Below are 21,523 nucleotides of genomic sequence, written 5' to 3'. Positions count from 1 at the left end.
CGAAATATCGACCAAGGCGAGGGGCCGGCTGTGAAGCTCGGGGCGACACCGGCCCGTTCAACCCGCGTAGGGATCGGGCACCTTGCCCGGCCGCGCCAGGAAGGCGAAGTCGCAGCCGGTGTCGGCCTGGGTGATCTGCTCGGCGTAGAGCGCCCCGTATCCGCGTTCGTACCGCTCGGGTGGCGCGGTCCAGCCGGCACGGCGTCGTGCCAGCTCCGCTTCCGAGACGTCGAGCCACAGCCTTCGCGCCGCGACGTCCAGGCTGATGGGATCGCCGGTACGGACGAGGGCGAGCGGTCCGCCCACGTAGGACTCGGGCGCGACGTGGAGCACGCACGCGCCGTAACTCGTGCCGCTCATCCGGGCGTCGGAGATCCGCACCATGTCCCGGACGCCCTGCTTGAGGAGATGTTCGGGGATCGGCAGCATGCCGTACTCGGGCATACCGGGGCCCCCCTTGGGACCGGCGTTTCGCAGGACGAGCACATGGTCGGCGGTGATGCCGAGCTCCGGGTCGTTGATCGTGCGCTGCATCTCCCGGTAGTCGTCGAAGACGACCGCGGGGCCGGTGTGCCGGAGCAGGTGCGGTTCGGCGGCTATGTGCTTGATGACCGCTCCGTCCGGGCAGAGGTTGCCGCGCAGCACCGCGACGCCGCCCTCGGCAGCCACCGGGTTCTCTCGGGTGCGGATGACGTCGTCGTTGTGGACCAGGGCGCCGGCCAACTGCTCCCGCAGGGTCGGGTGGGCGACGGTCGGGCGGTCCAGGTGCAGCAGGTCGGTGATCCGGGAGAGGAAGCCGGGCAGCCCGCCCGCGAAGTGGAAGTCCTCCATGAGGTACGGGCCGCCGCCGGGCCGGACGTTGGCGAGCACCGGTACGGTGCGGGCGATCCGGTCGAAGTCGTCCAGGGTGAGCCGCACTCCGGCGCGTCCGGCCATCGCGATCAGGTGGATGACGGCGTTGGTCGAGCCGCCGAGCCCGAGGACGGTGGTGACGGCGTCCTCGAACGCCTCCGCGGTCAAGAGGTGCGACAGCCGCACGTCCCGGCGTACCAGGTCGACGATGCGCAGGCCGGACGCCGCCGCCATCCGGTCGTGCCCGGAGTCGACGGCCGGGATGGAGGAGGCTCCGGGAACGGTGACGCCGAGCGCCTCGGCGGCGGCGGTCAGCGTGGAGGCGGTCCCCATGGTCATGCAGTGGCCGGGCGAGCGGGCCAGGCCGCTCTCCAGCTCGGCCAGTTCGCAGTCGCCGATGAGGCCCGCGCGCTTGTCGTCCCAGTATTTCCACATGTCGGTGCCCGAGCCGAGGGTCTCGCCGCGCCAGTGCCCGGGGAGCATCGGCCCGGCGGGCACGAAGACGGCGGGCAGATCGACGCTGGCAGCACCCATCAACAGCGCGGGCGTGGACTTGTCGCAGCCGCCGAGCAGCACCGCGCCGTCCACCGGATACGAACGCAGCAGCTCCTCGGTCTCCATCGCCAGCATGTTGCGGTAGAGCATCGGGGTCGGCTTCTGGAACGTTTCGCTGAGCGTCGCGACCGGGAATTCGAGCGGGAACCCCCCGGCCTGCCACACCCCGCGCTTCACGGCCTGCGCGCGGTCGCGCAGGTGCTGGTGGCAGGGGTTGATGTCGGACCAGGTGTTGAGGATCGCGATGACGGGCTTGCCGGAGTGTTCCTCGGGCAGGTAGCCGAGCTGCCGGGTGCGGGCGCGGTGGCTGAAGGAACGCAGCCCCTCGGTGCCGTACCACTGCTGGCTTCGGTACTCCTCGGGGCGCCTCATTTCGACCACCCGGCGGCGATGGCGGCGACCTCGGCACGCTCGCCCTCGGGCAGCGTCCGGCTCGGCGGGCGGACGTCGCGCCGGCACATACCGAGCGAGGCCAGGGCCTCCTTGACCACGCTCACGTTGTCGGCGGAACCGTTCGCGCCGCGCAGCTCCTCGAAGCGGCGGATGTCCTCCCAGACCTTCATGGCCGCCGGGTGGTCGCCGGACCGGAGCGCTTCGAGCATGTTGCGCGAGACGGCCGGGGCGACGTTCACCAGCCCGGAGGTGAAGCCGGTGGCGCCGGCCGAGAAGTACGAGGGGGCGTAGGGCTCGGCGAGCCCGGCGATCCATACGAACCGTTCGAGACCGGCGTCGCGGGCGAAGGCAGCGAAGCGTGCCGCGTCCGGGACGGCGTACTTCACACCGATGACGTTCGGGCAGGCGTCGGCGAGTTCCGCGAGCCGGCGGCCGCTCACCGCCGGATTGCGGAGGTAGGGGACGACTCCAAGCTCGGGGACGGCCTCGGCGATCGCACGGTGGTAGTCGACCCAGCCGCCCTCCGAGACGTACGGGTGGACGGGCTGATGCACCATCACCATGTGTGCGCCGCAGTCACGGGCGTGCCGTGCTGAGGCAATGGCGGTCGGCACGTCGTGGCCGATCCCCGCCAGGACCGTGGCCCGGTTACCGGCCGCCTCGATGGTCAGCTCGGTGACGGCGCGGCGCTCGCCGGGGGTCAGGGCATAGAACTCGCCGGTGTTCCCGTTCGGCGTAAGAGTCCGGACGCCACCGTCGAGCATGTGGCGCAGCAGCACGCGGTGGGCCTCGGTGTCGAGAGTGCCGTCCGCGGTGAACGGGGTCACCGGGATGGCCACGACGTCGGCGAGCGCTGCCCGGTGGGTTGCGAATGCGTCCGATGTCATGCCTGCGCTCCTTCCGCTGCGGGAGCCTCGTCCGGCTCGGGGAAGGCTCGTTCGACGAAGGAGGCGATGTGGGCGTGGACCGCGCCGGCCGCGCCGTCGGCGTCGCCGACCGTGGCCAGCCGGAGGATCTCCTCGTGCTCGGCGGCCTCCCGCTCCCAGGACGGCACGGCCGCCCAGGCGACGGTCGACACCAGAGCGGCCTGGTCCCGGACCTCGTCGAGCATCCGGGCCAGCAGCGGGTTGCCGCACGGCAGATACAGCGCGCGGTGGAAGTCACGGTTGGCGAGGGAACGGTCCGCCGGGTCGGCGGCCTCCGCAGCCCGGACCAGCGCCGTGCGGGCTGCCTCGACGGATGCGGCGCTGCGCACGGTGCGGCGGACCGCCTCCGGCTCCAGCAGCAGCCGCACGTCATAAACCTCGCGGGCCATGGCCGCGTCGACCATCCGTACGGTGACGCCCTTGTATTGGCTCACGACCACGAGTCCGGTGCCCGCGAGGGTCTTCAGCGCCTCGCGCACGGGCGTCTTGGACACCCCGTACTGGGCGGCGAGTTCGGTCTCGACCAGTGACTGGCCGGGGCTCAACTGGCCGGTGAGGATGCGGTGTTTGATCGCCTCCAGCACGTACTGCGTGCGGGACGGGATCGGGGCGGGGGCGAAAGTCATGGGCGGTCGCTCTCAGTTCTCATATCTCGCGCATCGCGTCTCATATATGACGCATGAAGTACGACGCGATGAAGCTAGAACGCCCCAGGAGGTTCGTCAACGCTTCTGACAGGAGAACCGGAGAAACGACCGCCACACGACCAACAGGCCCTGCGGGATGATCAGTTGTACGAGATATCGGAAGCCGAGTAGCGGCAATGCGTGCCGTCCGGGCCACTGCCGGTCTCGACGGGCTCGTCGCCGTTGTCATTGCCCGTGTAGCGCACGCACGGCTTGATCTTCTTGCCGCTGTCGCCGTGGATGCGGATGTTCCGCAGCGTCGCGGTGTCCCCGTAGTTGGTGTTGATGCCGATCAGGGACTTCCCCGGAGCGGTCACGTCGACGTCGCTGACACTGATGGTGCGCTTGTACTGGGTCGAGCAGTTCCCGCAGCTGCGGACGAGCTTGCCGAAGTCGGCGACCTGGAAGCCGCTGATGTTCAGCTTGCCCGCGCCGTTGAACTGGAAGACCTTGTCGGACGCCTTCCTCGCGCCGCCGCCGGTGACCGTGTAGGTCGCACCGGCGGAGGTGCCCTTGAAGGAGGCCGCGTCCTCGCCGACGTCCTCCCACCACACGTTCTGCAGTGTGCAGCTGCCCGAGCAGTGGACGCCGTCGGCGGCCGGCGAGCCGATGACGACGTTCTTGAGCACCGCGCCGTCCTTGAGCTCGAAGATCGGGTCCTGGCCCTCGTCCTGACCGCCGTCGCCGAGGTCACCGCTGCCGTAGAAGCGCTTCAACCCGCCGTCGTAGGTACCGGAGACCTCGATGGTCCTGGAGACCGCCTGGCTGCCGCCGGGCGTCGGCCAGTCGGCGGCGGCGTTCGCCGTTCCCACCAGCGTCGTCGTGAGGATCGCGGCGCCGGTCAGCCCGGCTGCGGCGAACCCGCCGAGCACCGCCCGGCGGCGTCCGACGGACCTGCGGTGGCGGCCTGCGGACCGCTGTGCTGCTGATGTCATGTCCCGTTTCCTTCGGTGGGGGTGAGACCTACGTCGTCCTGTCGCCACCGGAGGCGGAAGGGGTTGCCGGGTCCGGGAAAGTTTTCCCTCAGTCGCGTCGCGGCGCGAAGTCGCCCCGTACCGCGACCTGTTCAGTGCCGGACCGCGCGGTAACCGCGTAACCGTCCGCGGTCGCATCTCTGCCGCCCGGCGCATGGTCGTACTGCCCCGCGAAGACATGGCTGCCCGCCGGCACCGTGCGGCCTTCCTTCAGCGTCCAGCGGTAGACGAGGAAGCCGTCCTCGGCCGTCGTGGTGAGGACGAAGTCACGGGCGGGCAGCGTGCGCCACGCGCCGGCCGGCCGTACGCCCTCGGTGCGTGCGACGCGCAGCTCCACGGCGAGCGAGGTCAGCGGCTTCGTCGTCTTGAGGGTCACATTGCTCTGTGCCCAATAGTCGTTGCTGTGCGGGTCGACGGAGCCGTCGCTCCAGAGCGGGCCATCCTCTGTGCGGGCGCCGCGCGGCGAGGTGCTGGGCGCGGGCGGGGCACTGCGGGTGGGCGGCACGGTGGGTGCGGGCGCCACGGCATGCAGGGGGCGGTCGGCGCGGGCGTGTTCGTGTTCGTTCAGCAGGGCGGACATGCCGTGGCCGCCGGCCATGAGGACACCGGCGGCGGCCGCGGCAGCGCCCGCGATGCGCAGCGACTGCGCCGGCCGGGCGGGGCGCCGCGGGCCCGGTCTCCCCTCGGCCGACATGCCGCGCTCGACACGGGCCAGCATCCGCTCCCGGTCCGGGCGGTGAGCCGCGGCGCTCTGCCGCAGTTGTCGACGCAGCTCGTCCATCACGCCCTCCCGCCGACGAGTTCCCCTGTGGCACCGGCACCCAGCAGCCGTTCCAGCTGCGCCATCCCCTTGGAGGTCTGGCTCTTCACCGTACCCACCGAGACGCCGAGGGCGAGCGCGGTCTCCCGCTCGGACAGGTCGAAGGAGTGCCGCAGCACGACACAGGCCCGCTTGCGAAACGGCAGTGTGCGCAGGGCCTGTTGCACATCGACGACGGTTGGCACATCCGGGGCATCGCTGTGCTCGGTGCACTGCGCCCAGAACAGGGCGACCCGGCGGCGCTCCCGCATCGCGCTGCGGATGTGGCTGCGGGCCAGGTTTGCCACCACTCCCCGGGCGTACGCCGCGGGGTGGTCGGCCGCGCGGACCCGGTCCCAGCGGCGCCAGAGGGCGACCAGGGCGTCCGCCGCCAGGTCGTCGGCGCCTTCGGGGTCGCCGGTCAGCAGGCGGGCGAGCCGGGCGAGTTCGGCGTAGTGGCGCTCGAAGAACGCGCGGAACTCCACGGCGGCGGCATCGCCCTCGACGTCCGCCGATCGATTCGCGCCCAAGGCCGTCCGCCCCGCACCCGGATCATCGCGGAGGCCAGGCGCCTTCCGACCGTTCACCCACGCTCCCCATGTTCGAGATTTCGACCAACTATCGGAATCGCGAACACAGGCTAGAGGCAGGAGCACCGCCGGGCAACGGCCGGTCCAGGACCGGCCGGAGCGGCGGCACCGACGCCGGTTGCGGCGCGTAGCCCTCCCGCTGACCTACCGGACGGCGCGACCACAGCCGGGCCGACGCAGCGAGCCGGTGCGGGTCAGTCGGACGTGCGGCGCAGGACAAGGCAGACGAAGCTCCAAGTGTCCCGGTAGACGCGCAGCCATTCGGAGCGGCGGGTGGCGGCTGTCGCGAGGGCCTCGGAACTGTCCGGATCATCGCGATGGTCCAGGGCCCACGAAGCCAGCGACCCCCAGCACGCCCACTCGTAGTCGTCCAGCTCCCGGCGTGTGCTGACGTGGCCATGGACCGGCGTCCACCCGTCTGCGGCCACGCGGTCCAAGGTGGTTGCCAGGTCGGCGAAGTCGCCGAGCATCTCAACGGCTTCCGGCGAGGGCTCCTTCTCCCAGAACCCGTCACCGACCAGGACGCGTCCGCCAGGAGCCAGGTGCTCGCGTGCCGCCGCGAGAGTGGGCAGCAAGCCGCCGAAGGCATGGGCGGCCCCTACGCTGAGCACCAGGTCGAACGGGTGCGGAGAGGTGAAGTCGGCGGCCGACGCGTGGTGGAGGACCAGGCGCTCTTGGAGGCTGCCGCTGCTCGCGGCTTCACGGGCCTGCGCCAGGGCCTCTTCCGAGATGTCGACGCCTTCGGCCCGCACTCGCGGGCCGGCGCTCAGGGCTCGAAGGAGCCACTCCCCTCCTCCGCAGCCCAGATCGAGCACGCGCGCGTCGGCACGCGAGATCCCGTGGTCGAGCAGTTGGCGCACCGAATCGTCGTCGAGCGGCGACTTGATCGGGTGATCGGCATGAGCGATTCTCGACATCTGTTCACTGTTCACCGGCGCAGCCTGGCACCGCCGACGACCGCACGCACCTCCATTTCCTCGGTGCGCCACACTCCGCCCACGCCCATGTCCCGCTCCTCGCCGCCGCATTCACCCCTGAGCCGCTCGGCGACGAAGGCCCCGGCGAATGACACGGAGGGCCCACCGGACACTCCCTGGAGGATCTATTCCAAGGAGTCAGTTGTCCTTTGACAGCGACCCCGGTCGCTGCGTCATCCAATCCGGTCGATGCCCCGGCACACCAGCTTGAGCGGAGCCGTCGATACGCTCCTCCGCAGCTGCTGGGCCGATGCGGACTTCCCCGACGGCAGGCAGGGCCACCGCCCCAGCTCCCGCAAGGACCTGTGCAGGAGGCCACTTGGGCAGGGAAAACGCAACTTCGACACGGCCCGCAGAGGCAGCTACCTTCACCTGGTCTTCGGCAATCGCCCACGGCCGCACCGGGGTTCCCTCAGGCTGAGCCACCCGTGACGGGATGAGTTGGTCGCGCCTCACGAATCCCCGCCCCATGCGTAAGCCACCGAACCGGGTCCATACCAGGCACCCCCAACCAGGGAGAGACGCATGCCCCATCTTGCTCTGTACACATTCGGCGTCCTGAAGTCACCTCTCGCCGATCCCGCACCTCTCACGCGCGAGTTCTACGACATCGGTGAGGCCGTCTACCGGAAGATCAGTCAGCACCCCGGGTACGTTGCTCATGCCGAAGTGGCGGACGGCGACCGGGGCGCGCTCTTCGAGGCGGACTGGGGCGCATGGGGAGAGTTCGCTGTACCGGCCTGGTACGGCAAGGGCCGTACGGCGGAAACCACCGCCCTGGCCGCGACCCTCTCACTCTGGACCGACCTGCGCCCCGCCTTCGACGCCATCTACACCGGTCTGCACCGTGAGGCGCTGAACAGGCGTTACGACTGGTTCGAGAGGATAGGACACCCGAATTACGCGTTCTGGTGGGTCTCCGACGACGTAATACCCACCTGGCAGGACGGGGTCTCCAGGCTGCAACACCTCCACGACCACGGCCCCGCGCCGCACGCCTTCACCTTCCACCACTCGTTCACCCCGGACGGAACTCCGACCAGGATCAAAGGCATCGGGCCGAAGAGCGACCAGGTTCGCTGACAAGGAAGCCTGAAAGCGCGAGGATGCGCTGCATGACGCAGGCGATGACGCCGTTGGGTGTGCGTCCGCGGTGGCGTTCGAGGTCGAGCCGGCCCTTGAAGGTCTCGTTGATCGACGCGATGACCTGCCGCAGAGGCTTGAAGAGATGCGCACCCGGCCACTGGAGTGCCGTCGCGAGGGTGTCCAGGTTGTTCGTCACAGAACGATCTTGGACACCTTCGTTCCGGTCTCGCAGGGTCCAGCTGCAATGAATCATCTAGGCGATGCCAGCCGGGCGCGGGTTGAGACGGGCGAAGCCCTCCTGCCGCTCGTAGGGGAAGTACGGGTACGGCGCGGGCTTGGCGCTCGCGGCGTCGAGGCGGGCGGCCTGTTCGCCGGTCATCTCCCACCCGACCGCGTCGATGTTCTGGCGCAACTGCGTCTCGTCGCGGGCGCCGATGATGACGGACGAAACGGTCGGGCGCCGCAGCAGCCAGTTGAGGGCGATCTGCGGAATGGTGCGGCCCGTCTCCTCCGCGATCTCCGCGAGGACGTCGACCACGCGGAAGAGGAGCTCATCCTCCACCGGCGGGCCGTAGTCGGCGGTCTCGTGCAGACGGCTGCGCTCGGGCAGCGGACGACCGCGCCGGATCTTGCCGGTGAGCCTGCCCCAGCCCAGTGGGCTCCATACGACCGCTCCTACGCCCTGGTCGAGACCGAGGGGCATCAGTTCCCATTCGTAGTCGCGACCGATGAGGGAGTAGTAGACCTGGTGGGCGACGTAGCGCGGGTGACCGTGCTTGTCCGCCGCGGCGAGGGACTTCATCAGCTGCCAGCCGGAGAAGTTGGAGACGCCGGCGTAGCGGATCTTTCCTGCGCGTACGAGCTGGTCCAGCGTGGCGAGCACCTCCTCGACCGGGGTGGCCGCGTCGAAGGCATGGAGCTGGAAGAGGTCGATGTGGTCGGTGTCCAGACGCCGCAGCGCATCCTCGGTCGCCCGGATCAGCCGTGTACGGGAGGTGCCCGCATCGCCCGGGCCGTCCCCCATCGGCAGCCCCGCCTTGGTGGAGATGATCACCTCGTCCCGACGGCCCTTGATGGCCTGTCCCAGGACTTCCTCGGAGGCGCCGGCGGAGTACACATCCGCGGTGTCGAACATGGTGATGCCGGCGTCCAGCGCGATGTCGACGAGCCGGCGCGCCTGCTGGGCGTCCGTGTCGCCCCAGGCTCCGAAGAGGGGGCCCTGACCGCCGAAGGTGCCGGTGCCGAAGCTGAGAGCGGGCACCTTGAGCCCGGAAGCGCCGAGCTGCCTGTACTCCATGACTGTTCCCTTCCCCGACGAGCTAATGGGTCGCCCGTTCCGTTAAGATGTATTGACCGTAACAGAGCCCCGACACTAAATGGAACAGGAGTGCCGTTATGGATTCCGAGAGTGCCGACCCGGGGACGCTGCGCCCGGGCGGACGCACGGCGCGAGTGCGGGCCGCGGTGCTGCGGGCAGCCGGAGACGCACTGGCCGAAGGGGGCTTCGCGCGGCTCGACCTCGCCGACGTCGCGCGCCGTGCGGAGGTGGGCAAGACGACCGTCTACCGCCGCTGGGGCACCGTGACCGGCCTGGTGGCCGACCTGCTGGCAGACATGGCCGAGCAGTCGCTGCCCCGCACCGAGACCGGCTCACTGCTCGAAGACCTCAAGGCCAACGCCGATCTCGTATGCCGCACCCTGGCCGACCCTCGCCAGGGCGCACTGTTCAAAGCCGTCCTCGCCGCCGCCACCTGCGACACCAAAACCGCCCAGGCCCTGCACCGCTTCTACGAGATCCGCGTCCAGGAATGGGCATCCTGCGTGCAGCAGGCCGCCGAGCGGGGGGAGGTGCCCGAGAACACCGACCCGCAAGCGGTCGTACGGGCCGTATCCGCGCCCCTCTACTACCAGCTCCTCACCACGCACCTCCCCCTGGACGAGAGCGACGCACAGCGCGCCGCGCAGGCAGCGTTCACAGCGGCACGGGCCGGTGCGTATGTCCGGCACGTGGGAAGCGGATGACGCGCGAAGAGCCGGTGCGCGAAGCAGGTGGCACGCCGGGCGATGTCCGCACCAGCGCCTGCGATGGAGGTGGCGACGAGTCGGACGGGGCGCCGTCCGGCACACTCCCCGTCGGACGGGACGGTGACTCGTGAGGGAGGGACCTGACATCCCGTAAGGTGCCGCTCTTGTGGCCACGACGGCAACGGCGGCACGCCATCAGCCTGCCCGGCGTCGAGGTCACTTCTTCCCGGGTTCATTACCGGGGCTGGTCAACGGGTTACCACCGGACGCCCGTGCAGACCTGGGCACAACGGTCCGGCTACCGCACAGCTGAAAGCTGCGGATCGCTATCGGATCAGCCGGCCCGGGACGGCGGGCCGGAAGGGTGACTGCCCCTCAGGCGGCAGTCAGGACACCGGCTGCAGCTCCTGGCGCACCACGATCGCGTTGAGTCTCAGCGCGAACTCGGCGACATCCGAGATCTCCAGGGCACCGACCCGCGTCTTCTCCAGGCCGATGGTGGCATCCACGCAGAAGGCGATGGCGTACACCCCCGCGCCGGTCTCCTCGTCCTGGAGGGCGAAGAACAGGTCCCGGTAGAAGCTGGTGTGTTCCTCGCCTTCCTCGTAGTACGAGAGCCCCGGCTCACCCTCCTGCGCGGCGAGGCCGGTGAAGGCGCGCACCAACTCCTCCTCGATCGTGCCCCAGAAGGAAGCGTCGGCGAACGAATCCGGCAGAGCCTGCCGCACAGCCTCCTTCAAGGAGAGCACCATCACCATGATCGGGGCGTACTCCTGAAGCCCCCAGCCAACGACCGTCTTGACGATCACACCGCCGGGTATCGCGGCGGCTGCCTCCCTGATGTTGCCGAAGTCGAAGTTGACGGTCGCCGGGGCAATCGCCTCCTGGAACACCCGGTCGATGGCCCGGGCCTGGTCGACATGGTCCGTGCCCACGTCGATGACGGTTTTGAAATTGCCGGCCAAAGCTCCTCCTGCGTGTCGCGATAATCAAGAGAGGCAGTATGCCGAGCAGGCTTCGGCCGGTGCAGTGGCGTCCCGGTGTGCGGACGACGCCGGAACGCCACCGGCCGCAGAACGCCGAGGAGAGCACCCCGGCCGGGCCCGACTCACGGGAGGCGAACCGCCCAACGGCGACCGCGGCGCCTGAATCAGGAGCGGGCAAGAGCCACCATCCCCTTGTGGCCCACGTTCGGTGCGCTCAGAGCCGGCCAGCCGTGCCCACATATCCGGGTGTCCGCGTCGATGCCGGGGTGCACCGACAGGTACTCGCACGCCGACATGGCACTCTCCGTGCCCTCATTCGGCTCGGCCTCGTCGAAGTCCGGGTCGAAGTCCTCGTCATCGACGGCCCGCGTCTCCCACGCGAGCGGCTCACCCACCCACTCCGGATCGCTCTCGCGTGCGTAACGGCGCCGGATGTGCCCTTCTCGGCGACCACCCAGATGTCGGCACCGCCCGCGATGTCCTCCAGGAACATCTGCGCCTCTCCGCACCGCAGGCTCAGCCGTTGCACAGCGCCCATCATGCCGTCCCAGCTGTAGCCGACCACGGATTGAAGGCCCCCGTAGATCAGCCGCCATCCGCCGAGTTCCGGCGTGACGAAGACCCGGTCCGCTCCCGGACGGGACGGCAGATCCAGGACGTCCTCCCCCTCGCGGAGGGTGACCGGTATCCGGTCGTACACGTCCAGAGCATCGAACAGTCCTTCGTCACTCTCGCCCGGCACCGCGAACCACCAGGCTGTCGGCAGCCCGTGAACCGGCGTCTCCCCCACGGACTTGAGCAGCGCCCGGCGCGCAAGCAGCCTCCTGCCTCGCTCCCCGAGACGGTCGGTGAAGCCGTTCTCCAGCAGCGACTCAAGCCTGTTCTCACTCATACGACCGGAGCATGGAGACGGCCCCTGACACCGGCACGCATGCTCCTGAGGTCCAAGGATGTTCCTTCTCCGAGCAGGAACCGGCGTCCCGAACGGCACCGTTGGCGGTGCGGCGCGGCGTGCACGACCGGCGCGCCGCCGGACTGCTCAAAGCCGTGGGACGGGTGCGTTTCGGCAATACCGTGTCGCCATGGTGCACGCCGGTAGCCCCCAGGCCGATCGTCCGAAGGGGCCCGCGGGCCCGGGCCGGTCGCGGGCCCCGCTTCTCGCGGTCTGCGCGGGCTACTTCATGGTCATCCTGGACGTGACCGTCATCAACGTCGCCGTTCCCGTGGTGGGACGGGACCTGTCCGCCTCGCTCACCGACATCCAGTGGATCACGGACGGCTACACCCTCGTCTTCGCCGGTCTGCTGCTCACCGGCGGCGCGCTGGGAGACCGGCTGGGCAACCGCCGGATCTTCTGCACCGGCGTGGTGGTGTTCACCCTCGCCTCGGCCGGCTGCGGGCTGGCCCGGAGCACCGGCACCCTGATCGCCGCCAGGCTGCTGGAAGGACTGGGCGCGGCGCTGATCGTGCCCGGCTCCCTGGCTCTCCTCCAACAGGCCTATCCCGAACCCGCCGAACGCTCCAGGGCTTTCGGCCTGTGGGGCTCCATGGCCGGCATCGCCGCCTCGGCCGGGCCCCTGCTGGGCGGTCTCCTGGTCACCACGGTGGGCTGGCGCTGGGTCTTCTTCATCAATCTGCCCGTGGGATGCGCCTGCCTGCTGCTGACGCTGCGCCGCGTGCCCGTTTCTCCCCGGCGCACGGACCGTCCCGTGGACTGGCCGGCCCAGTGCGCGCTCGTCGCCGCGGTGGCCTTGCTCACCGCAGTCCTCAACGAGGCCGGACGACGGGGTTGGGCCGACCCACTGATCCTCACCGGGGCCGGTCTGTGCGTGCTGGCGGTGGTCGCGTTCGTCCTGCGCGAGCGCTTCGCCCGCTCCCCCGTGCTGCCCTTGCCTCTGCTGCGCTCCCGCCCCATGAGCGGGGCCGCGGTCATCGGCCTGCTGTTCAATTTCGCCTTCTACGGCATGATTTTCACCGCAAGCCTGTACTTCCAGCACTACCGCGGCCTGACCGCGCTGCGCACCGGCATCGCTCTCTTCCCGGCCGTGGCCATGACGATGTTCGCCTCCGTCCTGTCCGGACGACTGGCACGCCGCACCGGACACCGCCCGCTCGTGATCACCGGTATGACGCTGGGGGCGGCCGGACTGGCCGGGTGGGCCGCCGCCGGCGCCGATCCGCACTACCTTCTGCTCGTGGGGCCGATGATGGCAGCGGGCTTCGGCACGTCCTTCGCCCTCACCGGAGCGACCTCCACCGTGATGTCGGCCGCCCCGGACGCCTACTCCGGCACCGCCTCCGCCCTCTTCAACACCACCCGCCAGATCGGCAGTGCCGCAGGCGTCGCGCTGGGAGGCTCACTGCTGACCACCACGGCCGGCTTCGCCACCGGACTGCGCACCAGCATGGCCGTCGGCGCGGTCGCGTATGTCACGGCCGCCGTCCTCGCTGTCCTCTGCATCCCCCGGAAGGAACCCCACCACCTCACCGACTGAACGGCGACGTACCGGCAGGATCGGATACCGAAGTGTTGAACTCATCCCGAAAAGCGTGCAATTGAGAGTGAGCCGGGCAGCCGGGCCGGTCGCTGTGATGCGACGGCCGACAAAATGCCGGCGCTCGACCTGGCCGCCGATACCGTCGGGACCACACCAGCGTGCGAGTCCACCTCGGAGTCGGCGAGCACGCATCCGAGGTGGACACAGACGAGACCGCGTTCCGCAGCGGCGGCGTCGCGGCGTCGCCTTCACTCTTCGCGTCCTTCGGTGAGGCTGAGCGCTCCCGGTTGAGCAGGAGCCGGGAGGTGAAGGATCATGCGGACATGGCTGATCACATGTCAACCTCGCCGCCGGCCGCGATACGGCTCACGCGATACACCCAGACCGAGCAGAACGAGATCCTCGGTGACGGCGCAGATCCGTTCGGCGTCGCGTCCACGGGCCTCACCTGGTTGCCCAAGGAGGACCACTTCGGCGTCAGGCTGGGTGGCCGCCTCGTGGCGCACGCCGGCCTCCGCAGACTGCCGCTATCGATCGGTGGTGTCGGCACCGAAGTGGTCGGCGTCGGCGGGGTGGCCGTTGCACCCGATGTGCGGGGGCACGGCCTGGCCCGGCAGGTCATCAGCGCGGCCCTGGACCACGCACGAACCCTGGGCCCTGCGCACGGGCTCCTCTTCTGCCGGGACGCTCTCGTCCCCCTCTACGGCCGGCTCGGATGGCGGGCGCTGGAGCAGGAGGTCCACGTCGAGCAGGCTCAAGGGCCCGTGCTGATGCCGCTGCGGACCATGGTCACGGCGCTCCACGACGGAGCGAACTGGCCGACCGGAACGGTGCGGCTGCTCTCGTTCCCCCTGTGACCGAGGTGTCACCGGCGGTGTGACGAAGTGCTTCTACGGCGAGAGGTACCAGCGGAAGCACCCTCGGGGGACTGAGTCGAAGGGTGCCGGTCCGGCTCTTCGTATGCCTCAAGCGGCGGGCAGGGGGCGGACGGTGAGCATCTGTTGGGCGTGTCCTACGGGTCCGGCGAGGTCGTGCAGGACGGTGCTGGTGACTCCCTGGCCGGTGGGGCCGAAGGTGACGGTGGTGTCGAGACCGGTCCAGCGGCCCTCGGGCCTGCGGTGGAGGTGGATGGTGAGGTCGACGTTGGGGAACATCCAGGCGGTGGGCGGCTGTCGTACGGCGATGCCGTTGGCGGTGTCAACGAGCGCGACGAACGACGCGAGCGGGCTGACGGGCTGCCCAGCGACGAGGCCGAGGCGGGTGGAGATCCAGGCCGTCGTGCGGCCCGGCTGAGGGGGCGCAAGCGGGCGCACGTCCAGGGAGGCGATGTATCCGCCGGGCCATACGGACGTCATCGGCCAGGGATCGAGCGTCTCGGGAGAGCGCAGCGGGGTGGCGCCGCCGCCTGCGACGGCGGTGGTGTCGTTGTCGGCGAGAAGCCAGGCCCTGGCCCGCACGACGGGGCGTCCGGCGATGAGCGCGACGGCTTCGAGAAGTTCGATGGTGCGGCCCGGCCGTATGGTCTCCACCTGGACCTCGCACTCGTCGAGAGCGAGGCGGCCGAGGATGTCGAAGCTGATGCGGGAAAGCCTCAGGCCGGTGTCCGGGTGTGCGGCGAGGTGGCGGTCGATGGCGTGCACGATCAGGCCGGCGAGCGGGCTGAAGTGCTGCTCGTCCGGATCCCACGCACCGCTCGCATGGGTGGTGGGCTTGTAGCGGTGCTCGTCCATGGGTGCGAAGTAGGTGGGGGTACTCAACGGGGGCTCGGCCTTCCGGGGGTTGGGGTCGCTGCGATGGTAGAAGGACGCGTGCCGTACGCGCCGTACGGGTGCCGTTCAGTGCGCGAATACCGTGCTGGCCAGGGCCACATGTACGGCGGTGCCTGCAAGGCTGCTCAGCAGGGCCTTGCGGCGCCACAGGTGCACACCGATGGTGACCGCCAGGGCAGCCAACGGCCATCGTCAACGGCAGGACCACAGCCCATCTCTGACACCGGCTACAGCCGGGAAGTGCGCGGCCAGGGAGCGGCCTGCCTGCCATCCTGCGCCTTGAATCCCCTCTCACCATGAAGAAGATCAAGGCAGACTCGTGAGCGCGGATGCGTGCGGTCGTTGACCACGCCCTGCACGTCGACCGCGCCGTCTCATGGCATCGGTTCCTCGCAGTCAGACCGGCGGGCGTGGGACGCGAGGCGTTCGGCGAGCGCGATGACGAGGTCGCGCAGCTCATCGGGGCGCTCGATGACGAACGGCCGGTCGAGTGAGGCGAGTACCGGAGGCAACCAGTCGAGCCGCTCCGCCCGTAGCTCCACGCGCAGCCAGCGCTCGGTCGCCCCGTCCTCGTCCGCCGTGGGCGCGTGCTCCTCCAGGTTCGCGATGCCGGCGGGAAGGTGGGCGCGGATCTGCTCAACGGTCCCGTGGATCCGCAGGGTCACCTCGTGCCGGTACTCAGCAGTGGCGAACCCTGACAACACGCGCTGGGCGGGATCGGGACCCACGGGTGCCTCGAACGAGCCGGGGAGGGTTCTCGCGTCCGCGATGCGATCGAGCCGGAAGGTCCGGTCCTCACCGATCTCGGGGTCCGTGCCGGTGACGTACCACCGGCCCGAGTGGGCGACGATCCCGTAGGCGTGCAGTGTGCGTTCGCTGCGTCGGCCGTCGCGGTCGGCGTATCTGAGGGAAACCGGTCGGCGGTGGCGTACCGCATCGGCGAGGGCGAGCAGGACCCCTGCGTCCGGAGTGGCGAACTCACCGGCCTCATCGGTGAAGGCGAGGGATTCCAGGAGTGTTTCGAGCCGGCGAGCGACATGCTTGGGCAGCACCCGCCGGATCTTGGCCGACGCCGTCTCGCTCGCGGTATGACCCGCCGTCATCAACCCTGATCGGCGGCCTGCGACCAGGCCGAGCAGCACGGCCAGGGCCTCGTCGTCGCCGAGCATGAGCGGGGGCAACCGGTAGCCGGGGGCGAGCCGGTACCCGCCGTAGCGGCCGCGCACCGACTCCACGGGCACGTCGAGGTCGATCAGTTGGCCCACATACCGCCGCACGGTGCGCCCCTCGACGCCGAGTCGGTCGGCGAGTTCGGCCACCGTCCGGGTGCCGCCCGATTGCAGTAGCTCCAGGAGTGTCAGCACGCGGCCGGTGGGTCGAGGCATGTGCACAGCCTAATGCGAATACAGGACCGATTCTGTCCGCTATTTCTCCTAGCCTGCGTCGTGCAGCCACTTCACCGGCCAAGGAGATCACCATGGACTTCGTCTCGATCCGCATCATCACCAGCGACGTGGCGCGCCTCGTCGAGTTCTACGAACGAGCCACCGGGGTGCAGGCGACATGGGCCACCGAGGACTTCGCCGAACTCAAGACCCCCAACGCGACCCTCGCGATCGCCGGCACCCGCACCGTCCCGCTGTTCGCCCCGGGCTCGGCCCGCCCGGCGGACAACCACAGCGTGATCACCGAGTTCCGCGTCGCCGACGTGGACCGCGTTCACCAGAACCTGACCGGTTTCGTCACCGACTTCGTCACCGAGCCCACCACGATGCCCTGGGGCAACCGGTCGCTGCTGTTCCGCGACCCCGACGGCAACCTCGTCAACTTCTTCACCCCCGTCGCCCCGGCCGCCCTCGAGAAGTTCGCGGTGTGACGCCGGGGGCACGGTCGCCCGCCGGTGTCGACGATCAGGCGCTGTCCGACTCCGCGCGGGCGATGAGGTGGTAGTGGCGAGCGACGCGTCGGTAGGGGTCGACCTGCCCGGCAGCCCACTCCGCTTCCAGTACCTGGTCGAAGTCCTCGCCGACGGGCTCGTCGCCTAGATGGTCGGTGAACACCCGAACGCCGTACCAGTGCAGGAGGTGGATACGGTGCTCCGCCAGGACCCGCAGGACGACGGCGCGGTCCACACTGCGGCTGATCGCACCGAGGTTGCTGAGCTCCGCCGTGGTGTGCAGCGCCTCCACCACACCGTCCCAGTCCCGTTGCAGCCCCCGCCGCATGGCCAGGGCGGCGGCCTGCTTGGCGAGGACGGAGACCAGGCCGCCGGGCCGCACGCACCTCGCGAGCGCCCGTAGCAACGGGGCGGGGTCCTCCAGGTACATCAGCACGCCGTGGCACAGCACGGCATCCCATCCGGTGCCGGCGCACTGCGGCGCCCGCTCGCCGACGCCGTGGAGGAAGCCGACCGAGCCCGAGACGCTCGCGGAGTACCGCTGCCAGGCCAGGCGCGCCTTGTTCAGCATCTCCTCGTCCGGATCGAGCACGGTGACCTCATGTCCGCGCTCTGCCAGCATCCGGGCCTGCACGCCGGTGCCACCGCCGATGTCGAGCACCCGCTGCGGGCGCGCGTCCGCCAGGTGCTCGGTCAGGGCACGGTCCACCAGGTGATGGCGGAGGGCCCCACGCAGTGTGCTGCTGTGGCGGGCATACACCTCGGCAAGATCTTCGCCGTGGGTGGGAGTGATCCAGGTATTCATCGAATGCCCTCCCGCGCGTGCCGCGGACTGCGCCGGCCCTGACCGGGGTGTGCAGCGACCGTAGCGCCGCGGTGTGCGGGGGGCGACACGGAAGGGCTGTACGGGTGGCGGCCACGGGGGGCTGCACGGGCTGCGCGAAGACCGCGAAGCGTGAGCCGGAGATTCCGCGAGCCCGGAACGGCCTATCGCCGACCTGGGTGGCCGCCCCTGTCACGGCTGCCTCACAGGTTCCGGTTCACGGCTTCCATGCTGTGCCGCCGGTCATCGCGCAGCCCATCAACACCTTGGCGGGATCGGCTCAGCCCGCGAAGTGGTGCGTACCCGACGTCGCCGCGTACACGGCGCAGCCGTCCTCCGTCCGCAGGAACTTCGTGCCGCCGTGGGTTGCTTCCGAGGTCTTGTCCGTCGGGACCCACACCTCGGCGGTCGCATTGGCGGGGATCTCGACGGTGAGTCGGAACCCTTCGTCACCCGTGGTCCAGCGCGTGGTGATCGGGCCGCGGACGGAGTCGAACCTCGCCTCCGCGCCGGTGACACCGCCGCCGGGACGCGGCCGGATCAAGACCTTGGCGAAGCCCGGCGCCGCCGGGGCGATGCCCGCGATGTTCGCGTACATCCACTCGCCCACGGATCCGTACGCGTAGTGGTTGAACGAGTTCATCCCGGCGTCCTGAAAACTGCCGTCCGGCTTGATGGAGTCCCAGCGCTCCCACATCGTGGTCGCTCCCCGGTCGATCTGATAGCCCCAGCTGGGGAAGGTGCGCTGGGTGAGGAGCCGGTACGCGACGTCGTTGTGGCCCGTCGCGGTGAGCACGGGGAGCAGGCGGGGCGTACCGAGGAAGCCCGTCGACAGATGCCAGCTCCTGGACTTGATCAGTTCGACGAGGCGGTCGGCGGCCGGGCCACGGTCCGCGTCCGCCAACAGGTCCATGGACAGGGCCAGGACGTACGCGGTCTGCGTATCGCCCTTCACCCGTCCGCCGTCGGTGACGTACGCCGCGCGGAAGGCGTCGCGCACGCTGCGGAACAGCGACGCGTACGGCGCCGGGTCCTTGCCCAGTGCCTCGGCGGCCCGCCCGACGAGGTCGGCGGCGTGCGCGAAGTAGGCCGTGCCGATGACGTCCTTGGGGGTCTCGTCCTGAATGTTGAGCCAGTCGCCGTACCCCTCGGCAGGACGCAGGAAGCCGCTGCTGTGCTGTTCCAGGTAGGCCAGCCACTTCAGCATCGAGGACCAGGACTGTTCGAGGACGCGGGTGTCCCCGTATGCCTGGTACAGCGCCCAGGGCACGGTCACTCCTGCGTCGCCCCAGCCCGCCACACCCTTCCCGACCGTGCCGATGAAGGGCGCCACGTCGGTGAACGCTCCGTCGTCCGACTGCCCGTCGCGCAGATCACCCAGCCACTTGGTGAGGAACCGGGCCGATTCCATGGTGTAGGCGGCCGTCGGGGCGAAGACGTTGATGTCGCCGGTCCACCCGAGGCGTTCATCGCGGGCGGGTGTATCGGTGGGAATGGAGACGAAGTTGCCGCGCTGTCCCCATGTGATGTTGCTGTGCAGCTGGTTGAGCATCGGCTGGTTCGTCGAGAAGTCCATGGTGAAGGGCGTCGACGTATGGATGACCCGGCCCGTGACGGCGTCGAGCGGCGGCTTGCCCGGGTAGCCGGTGACCTCGACATAGCGGAAGCCGTGGAACGTGAAGCGCGGCTCGTATGTCTCCTTGCCCTCGCCCTTGAGGGTGTACGTGTCGGTGGCACGGGCCGTGCGGAGGTTCGTCGTGTAGATCGAGCCGTTGGGGTTGAGGACCTCCGCATGACGTAGCCGGACGGTGGTGCCCGCCTTGCCGGAGACGGTGAGCCGTACCGCGCCCACCATGTTCTGCCCTAGGTCGAAGACGAAGACGCCGGGCTCGGGTTCGGTGATCTTGCGGGCGGAGACCTCACGCTCGACGCGCGTGGGGCCGCCGACCTCGGCCACGACGGCGGCATCCATCTTGTCGACCGCGTCGGCGGCGACCCACCCCGCAGCGTCGAAACCGGGGCGCGTCCAGCCGGCGGTCTCCAGGCGGGCGTCGTAGTCCTCACCCGACATCAGGTCGGCGTTCGTGATCGGCCCTGTCGCGGCGCGCCAGTCGGTCCCCGACAGCACGCGCTCGGTCGCGCCGTCGGTGTAGGTGACTTCCAACTGGGCGAGAAACGCGGGGCGTTCACCGTAGTGATGCGGCCCGAACCAGGCGATGTTGCCCGCGTACCAGCCAGCGGCGAGGGTCACGCCGAGCGCGTTGGCGCCGGAGGCGACCAGCTTCGTCACGTCGTACGTCTGGTACTGGACACGCTTGTGGTAGTCCGTCCAGCCCGGCGCGAGCCGGTCGTCGCCGATCCGCTCGCCGTTCAGATACGCCTCGTAGAGGCCCAGTGCGGTCGAGTACAGGCGGGCGCGCGCGACGGCCTTCGGCTTGAGGCGGAACTCGTGGCGCAGCTGAGCGGCGGGGGCGTAGGCGGGAGCCACCTTGCCCCAGGGGCCGGACCCCCACGCGGCGGCCACCTTGGCCGCCGGCCAGGAGGCGTCGTCGTGGTCGGCCGATTCCCAACCGCCCGACGGCTCCTTGTCGAGTGCCTTCCACGTGGCGTCGGTCGCGACGGTGCTCACGGTGCCGTCCGACGCCATCAGTTCGAGCGCGACGAGGAGACCAGCGGGCCCCTCGGTCTCATTGGTCGCCGCGGTAGCGATCACCGCGGGGCCGCCGCGCAGCAGGTCCGTCACGTCCGCCACGACGGGACGGCGCCAGTTGTCCGCGGCGCCGTCCGCGTCCGTGTGCGCGACACGCGTGCCGTTCACATATGTCGTGCAGCCGTCGTCGGCGGCCACCACCAGGCGTGCCCGGACCACACCGTCGGGGACGTCGACACGGCCCCGGAACCAGCGGGTCGCCGCAGGGGCGCTGCTCGCCGGATCACCCTCGGGGAACCAGATCCAGGAGGCGTCGTCCAGAGCCGGGGCCCCGACCAGCGCGGCGGGCGCGCCGATCCAGCGGGCCGACCAGTCGGACGCGGCGGTCAGACCGTTCTCCCACCACGACGGCTCGCTCCACCCCGAGGCCCTGCCGTCGGAATCCCAGACCCGGACCGACCAGTAGTAGCGGGTACGGGATGCCAGGGCGGGGCCGTCGTACGGCACGAGGACCGAGTCCGAGGACGCGACCTTGCCGCTGTCCCAGACGTCGGGCTTCGCGAGGCGGCCCGGGGTGGTGGCGACCCGCACCTGGTAGGCGCTCTGGGCCCGGCCCTCCGCATCCGATGACAGGTGCCAACTCAGCCGGGGGCGCTGCACGTCGAGACCCAGGGGATTCCTTGTGTACTCGACGGTGGGTGCGGTGACGCGCAGCGGATCTCCGGTGGTCGCGGGGGCGGAGGGCGCGTCCGGCGCGTCGGCTCGCGCGACAGAGGCGGTAAGTGCGGTGGCCAGTGCGGCCGTTGTGGTCGTGCTGAGCAGTCGTCTTCTGCTGATCACGCTCGGGTCTCCGTAAATGACTCGACAGTGAATCGTTTCACAGAGGGAAGCTAGAGACGCAGGGGTAATCCGTCAAGAGGTTGGTCATGGAGTCCATGGGCCTTAGAAGCCGTTTCTTATGGCTCGTTGGCTCGTTGAGCGGTGCATGACGGATCTGGTTGAGCGGTTGGTTCCGGATGAGTTGTGGGTGTTGTTTC

The 21,523-nt window shown here is 69.9% G+C and carries 20 protein-coding genes and 1 pseudogene; 5 read left to right on the top strand and 16 right to left on the bottom strand.

Annotation, left to right across the window (positions count from 1 at the left end):
• Positions 1-57 precede the first annotated feature (57 nt).
• From araD to ACGFZW_RS15895, 8 genes are all read right to left on the bottom strand, one after another.
• Positions 58-1,779: an L-arabinonate dehydratase gene (gene araD, locus ACGFZW_RS15930; RefSeq protein ID WP_393893711.1), complete on the bottom strand. Its 1,722-nt coding sequence runs from the start codon at positions 1,777-1,779 to the stop codon at positions 58-60.
• Positions 1,776-2,687 carry a dihydrodipicolinate synthase family protein gene (locus ACGFZW_RS15925; RefSeq protein ID WP_393893710.1) on the bottom strand — a complete coding sequence of 304 codons (912 nt, stop codon included), beginning with the start codon at positions 2,685-2,687 and terminating at the stop codon, positions 1,776-1,778. Before ACGFZW_RS15925 ends, araD begins: the two co-directional genes overlap by 4 nt.
• On the bottom strand, positions 2,684-3,352 hold the full coding sequence (locus ACGFZW_RS15920) for a GntR family transcriptional regulator (protein WP_393893709.1): 669 nt from the start codon (positions 3,350-3,352) through the stop codon (positions 2,684-2,686). The genes ACGFZW_RS15925 and ACGFZW_RS15920 overlap by 4 nt, the downstream gene beginning before the upstream one ends.
• A gap of 161 nt (positions 3,353-3,513) precedes the next feature.
• A complete protein-coding gene (locus tag ACGFZW_RS15915) occupies positions 3,514-4,347 on the bottom strand; it encodes a pectate lyase (protein WP_393893708.1) in 834 nt (277 codons plus the stop codon).
• 88 nt (positions 4,348-4,435) lie between these two features.
• A complete protein-coding gene (locus tag ACGFZW_RS15910; RefSeq protein ID WP_393893707.1) occupies positions 4,436-5,167 on the bottom strand; it encodes a hypothetical protein in 732 nt (243 codons plus the stop codon).
• Positions 5,167-5,715 (bottom strand): SigE family RNA polymerase sigma factor, encoded by a 549-nt coding sequence (locus tag ACGFZW_RS15905; protein ID WP_393893706.1) that lies wholly within the window; start codon positions 5,713-5,715, stop codon positions 5,167-5,169. Before ACGFZW_RS15905 ends, ACGFZW_RS15910 begins: the two co-directional genes overlap by 1 nt.
• Positions 5,716-5,969: 254 nt before the next feature.
• On the bottom strand, positions 5,970-6,692 hold the full coding sequence (locus ACGFZW_RS15900) for an SAM-dependent methyltransferase (protein WP_393893705.1): 723 nt from the start codon (positions 6,690-6,692) through the stop codon (positions 5,970-5,972).
• An 11-nt stretch (positions 6,693-6,703) separates the two neighbouring features.
• Positions 6,704-6,847, bottom strand: a complete 144-nt coding sequence (locus ACGFZW_RS15895; protein WP_393893704.1) for a hypothetical protein — start codon at positions 6,845-6,847, stop codon at positions 6,704-6,706.
• A gap of 430 nt (positions 6,848-7,277) precedes the next feature.
• Here ACGFZW_RS15895 and ACGFZW_RS15890 point away from each other — a divergent pair, with 430 nt between their 5' ends.
• Positions 7,278-7,835: a DUF3291 domain-containing protein gene (locus ACGFZW_RS15890; protein WP_393893703.1), complete on the top strand. Its 558-nt coding sequence runs from the start codon at positions 7,278-7,280 to the stop codon at positions 7,833-7,835.
• On the opposite strand, the pseudogene ACGFZW_RS15885 reads toward ACGFZW_RS15890, so the two are convergent.
• Positions 7,798-7,989 (bottom strand): annotated as a pseudogene (locus tag ACGFZW_RS15885) (IS982 family transposase); the annotation flags it as partial. The gene ACGFZW_RS15890 and the pseudogene ACGFZW_RS15885 overlap by 38 nt on opposite strands.
• Positions 7,990-8,091: 102 nt before the next feature.
• Positions 8,092-9,135 carry an aldo/keto reductase gene (locus ACGFZW_RS15880; protein ID WP_393893702.1) on the bottom strand — a complete coding sequence of 348 codons (1,044 nt, stop codon included), beginning with the start codon at positions 9,133-9,135 and terminating at the stop codon, positions 8,092-8,094.
• Between the two features lie 98 nt (positions 9,136-9,233).
• On the opposite strand from ACGFZW_RS15880, the gene ACGFZW_RS15875 reads away from it, so the two are divergent.
• On the top strand, positions 9,234-9,860 hold the full coding sequence (locus ACGFZW_RS15875) for a TetR/AcrR family transcriptional regulator (RefSeq protein WP_393893701.1): 627 nt from the start codon (positions 9,234-9,236) through the stop codon (positions 9,858-9,860).
• Between the two features lie 389 nt (positions 9,861-10,249).
• Here the strand turns inward: ACGFZW_RS15875 and ACGFZW_RS15870 are convergent, their stop codons facing one another.
• Positions 10,250-10,828, bottom strand: coding sequence for a Type-2Aa cytolytic delta-endotoxin (locus ACGFZW_RS15870; RefSeq protein WP_393893700.1), 579 nt, complete (start codon positions 10,826-10,828; stop codon positions 10,250-10,252).
• A 185-nt stretch (positions 10,829-11,013) separates the two neighbouring features.
• Positions 11,014-11,244, bottom strand: coding sequence for a hypothetical protein (locus ACGFZW_RS15865; RefSeq protein WP_393893699.1), 231 nt, complete (start codon positions 11,242-11,244; stop codon positions 11,014-11,016).
• 687 nt (positions 11,245-11,931) lie between these two features.
• Between ACGFZW_RS15865 and ACGFZW_RS15860 the strand changes: the two genes are divergently transcribed.
• Entirely contained in the window at positions 11,932-13,344 is a 1,413-nt protein-coding gene (locus ACGFZW_RS15860) for an MFS transporter (protein ID WP_393893698.1), read from the top strand.
• A 326-nt stretch (positions 13,345-13,670) separates the two neighbouring features.
• A complete protein-coding gene (locus tag ACGFZW_RS15855) occupies positions 13,671-14,204 on the top strand; it encodes a GNAT family N-acetyltransferase (RefSeq protein WP_393893697.1) in 534 nt (177 codons plus the stop codon).
• 108 nt (positions 14,205-14,312) lie between these two features.
• Here ACGFZW_RS15855 and ACGFZW_RS15850 read toward each other — a convergent pair whose 3' ends face one another.
• The gene (locus ACGFZW_RS15850) at positions 14,313-15,077 is read right to left on the bottom strand and encodes a thioesterase family protein (protein WP_393894103.1); all 765 of its coding nucleotides are present in this window, start codon (positions 15,075-15,077) and stop codon (positions 14,313-14,315) included.
• A 413-nt stretch (positions 15,078-15,490) separates the two neighbouring features.
• Positions 15,491-16,501 carry a helix-turn-helix transcriptional regulator gene (locus ACGFZW_RS15845; RefSeq protein WP_393893696.1) on the bottom strand — a complete coding sequence of 337 codons (1,011 nt, stop codon included), beginning with the start codon at positions 16,499-16,501 and terminating at the stop codon, positions 15,491-15,493.
• Positions 16,502-16,593: 92 nt separating this feature from the next.
• On the opposite strand from ACGFZW_RS15845, the gene ACGFZW_RS15840 reads away from it, so the two are divergent.
• Positions 16,594-16,992 carry a VOC family protein gene (locus ACGFZW_RS15840; RefSeq protein ID WP_393893695.1) on the top strand — a complete coding sequence of 133 codons (399 nt, stop codon included), beginning with the start codon at positions 16,594-16,596 and terminating at the stop codon, positions 16,990-16,992.
• 34 nt (positions 16,993-17,026) lie between these two features.
• Here ACGFZW_RS15840 and ACGFZW_RS15835 read toward each other — a convergent pair whose 3' ends face one another.
• Together ACGFZW_RS15835 and ACGFZW_RS15830 are read right to left on the bottom strand one after the other, a co-directional pair.
• Positions 17,027-17,818, bottom strand: coding sequence for a methyltransferase domain-containing protein (locus ACGFZW_RS15835; RefSeq protein WP_393893694.1), 792 nt, complete (start codon positions 17,816-17,818; stop codon positions 17,027-17,029).
• A 298-nt stretch (positions 17,819-18,116) separates the two neighbouring features.
• Positions 18,117-21,326, bottom strand: coding sequence for an alpha-L-rhamnosidase (locus ACGFZW_RS15830; RefSeq protein WP_393893693.1), 3,210 nt, complete (start codon positions 21,324-21,326; stop codon positions 18,117-18,119).
• Between the last annotated feature and the right edge of the window lie 197 nt (positions 21,327-21,523).

It is taken from the genome of Streptomyces sp. NPDC048248 (assembly GCF_043201875.1).
In the GTDB taxonomy this organism is placed as follows: Bacteria; Actinomycetota; Actinomycetes; order Streptomycetales; family Streptomycetaceae; genus Streptomyces.
Note: the sequence above shows the minus strand (reverse complement) of the source record. Positions and strands in the feature narration are given on the sequence as shown.